General features: G+C 51.8%; 4 protein-coding genes and 2 pseudogenes. 5 read left to right on the forward strand and 1 reads right to left on the reverse strand.

Translation table 11 applies throughout. The features are described 5' to 3' along the window. From QZV76_RS07295 to QZV76_RS07305, 3 genes and pseudogenes are all read left to right on the forward strand, one after another. Positions 1 to 189: pseudogene (locus QZV76_RS07295) on the forward strand (hypothetical protein); the annotation flags it as partial. Between the two features lie 56 nt (positions 190 to 245). Beyond that, positions 246 to 650, forward strand: a complete 405-nt coding sequence (locus tag QZV76_RS07300) for a BRO family protein (RefSeq protein WP_290599360.1) — start codon at positions 246 to 248, stop codon at positions 648 to 650. Next, entirely contained in the window at positions 637 to 1404 is a 768-nt protein-coding gene (locus tag QZV76_RS07305) for a phage regulatory protein/antirepressor Ant (RefSeq protein WP_290599361.1), read from the forward strand. The genes QZV76_RS07300 and QZV76_RS07305 overlap by 14 nt, the downstream gene beginning before the upstream one ends. A gap of 233 nt (positions 1405 to 1637) precedes the next feature. Here QZV76_RS07305 and QZV76_RS07310 read toward each other — a convergent pair whose 3' ends face one another. Next, complete coding sequence (locus tag QZV76_RS07310) at positions 1638 to 2117, reverse strand: hypothetical protein (RefSeq protein ID WP_290599362.1); 480 nt, start codon at positions 2115 to 2117, stop codon at positions 1638 to 1640. A gap of 74 nt (positions 2118 to 2191) precedes the next feature. Between QZV76_RS07310 and QZV76_RS07315 the strand changes: the two genes are divergently transcribed. Further along, on the forward strand, positions 2192 to 2455 hold the full coding sequence (locus QZV76_RS07315; protein WP_290599363.1) for a hypothetical protein: 264 nt from the start codon (positions 2192 to 2194) through the stop codon (positions 2453 to 2455). Positions 2456 to 2460: 5 nt separating this feature from the next. Next, a pseudogene (locus QZV76_RS07320) lies at positions 2461 to 2661 on the forward strand (hypothetical protein); the annotation flags it as partial.

Here is a 2661-nt window from a genome sequence, read left to right on the forward strand (position 1 = left end):
CTAGCGGAAAAACTTGGAGTCCCACCATCGACTGCATCCAGATGGATTGAACCGGATAAGGAAGCAACAGGGCGATTCATTGGGTCAGTACTCAACAACTTTCCTATCGACTTTGACGATGCATTCGTCACCATCCGCCGCGAAGTACCTCAAGACCAAATCAGACTTCGCCGCCGATACACCCGCTAATAAGAAAAGCCCCCTGGAAGGAACAGGGGGCAAAGACAAGGAAAGGAGTCCTTACTATGAACGATTTTACCGATCTTTCTGGACAGACTCAACTGGTATTCAAAGACACCACAACCCGCGCTACGTACGACGAAAAAGGCACTCCGGTGTTTTGCGCTAAAGATGTAGCCACTGTGCTCGGTTATGCCGACACTGTGAACGCTATCAAGCAGCATTGCCGTGGGGTGGCGTTTCACCACCCCATCGTTGACAGCCTAGGTCGCGCACAACAAGCGCGCTTCATCGGATCGGTGCTGAACGCTTTCACGATTGATTTTGATGATGCGTTTGACGTCACCGAAGAGCAGGTCAGAGTCCGTCGTTCGCGGATGGTCAAGCAGATCGTTTCCGCGCAAAGAAAAACTCCCCAGCTGGAACTAGGGAGTCAAAAAGTAAGGAGTCTATCTAATGCAAGACACTAACGTTATCTCTCATTCTATGCTCGTCGATCGCGATGAGCAAGGTAACGCTTTCACTACCTCGCTGGTGATCGCTGACGGGACAGGTAATGAACATCGAGCTGTTCTACAACTTGTCAAAAACAACATCAAGGACTTTGAGGAGTTCGGAAGGGTCGCATTTGAGATGCAACCCTTTAAAACAGCTGGTGGAGTGCAAGAACGAAAGGTTGCGCTACTTAACCGTGAGCAGGCAACGCTCCTCATGACATACATGCGGAATAACGATGTTGTGCGTGATTTTAAGAAGCGTCTTGTGCGGGCTTTCTCTGAGATGGAGAAGCGACTGTCTGCCCCGGCGTTGTCTGGGCCGGAGCTTGTGGCCCGCGCGCTGATTGAGGCTCAGAACATGCTGGAGGAGAAAGACCAGCAGATAAAGGAGCTTGCGCCTAAGGCCTTGTTTGCTGATGCTGTGGCCGCGTCTTCAGGTTCGATGCTTATCCGGGAGTTCGCTAAGGAGCTCTGCCAGAACGGCTATGAGACGGGGGAGAAACGCCTGTATGAGTGGTTCCGTAACAACGGTTATCTGATCTCGTCTAAGACTTCTGATCGCAATAGGCCTACTCAGTATGCGGTGGAGCGGGGATGGTTTGAGGTGACGGAGCATGTTGTGCAGGCGGCTGGGCGTGAGCCGTTTGTATCTACGGTTACCCGGATTACGGGTAAGGGGCGCCAGTATTTTATGCGGAAGTTGATGGGCGGTGATCTCGTTGCTTAATCCATTCCTGGATAGTTATTCGAAAGAAGACAATCTCAACCCGCTACAAAAACTGCGTTTATACCGCATGGAGCGTGATAGTCGATGGTGGATTGTAATGCAGGAAACTCCTGGAACTTACGATTGTGAGCTTGAGGAAGCACGCTATGTCTACACAGTTTTTAAACCGTTGATTCGAGTGTGGCTGAGCGTAAAACGTCTACGAACTGAACGATGGTGTTCGCGTCTAGGGATTATCCCTGACGGGGAGGGAAAGTGCCTTCCCACAGGTAGCTCTTGGTGTCATTCGTTTCAGGGAGGCGATTCCAAGTGACACGCACAATGCTAGAGCTTCCCATGTCAAAGACACCGCATATTTCTATGCTGGAGCCTGCGGGTAGCAGTGATTTCTCCAACCTAGAGTCTTTCAAGGAGCCTGTTTCCACAACGACGTTGATGGCGTCTTCTCCACAGCAGTTCTCCAACGAGTACAGCATTCTAGTTCTGTGGGTGATTTCCCAATTGGGGATTAGTTTCGCCGCTTGCTGGCGTTCTTCTTCTAGAGATTCAGCTATGCGTGTTTGTGCATCAGCCATGCTGGATGCGGATTCTGCGGCGTTGGCTGCCGCTTCGTTTGCTCCTTTTTCGTGTTTTGACGTTAGAACAACACCGATGGTTGTTGTGAGTACAGCGATTACTGCGCTTATTGCGCTTATCCATGCTGGGGCATCCATATTGGCTTCTCCTTCAGTTGGGTGTGGGGATACCTCAACTGCAGCAGATAGGCGAGGGGAGGGTGGAGGATTGAGTGGTTCGTCTTCACCCTCCTCTTGCGGGGGTGATCGTCATGAGTAATCATTCTGCGCCTTACGTGTACACCTATGATGGCCCCGCAAACCTAATCGGTGATGAGTTCGGCTATCAAATGTCGCGGGACACGGTAAAAAGGGCAACTCTGCGAGGCGAGCTGCGGGCGGTGAATCGGGATGAGTATGGGCTGCATGGGCCTATCAACATGTATGCGAAGAGTGATGTTCGCGAATGGTTTCTCGCCTATATGGGGGTGGAGTGATGGCGATGAGTGAAAACACTGGCCTTTTCTACGAGTTGACGGATGAGACTATCGAGGTGCGCGGGCATACCCTGCACCGTATCCGCGCGTTGAAGGACATTAACGAGGTTGTCCACGCCGGCGATCTTGGCGGTTTTGTGGAGTCCACTGCGAATCTTGATGCGAGTTGCGGTGCGTGGGTATTCGACGACGCCCGCGTGTACGGC

The organism is Lawsonella sp., assembly GCF_011525565.1.
Classification (GTDB): domain Bacteria; phylum Actinomycetota; class Actinomycetes; order Mycobacteriales; family Mycobacteriaceae; genus Lawsonella; species Lawsonella clevelandensis_A.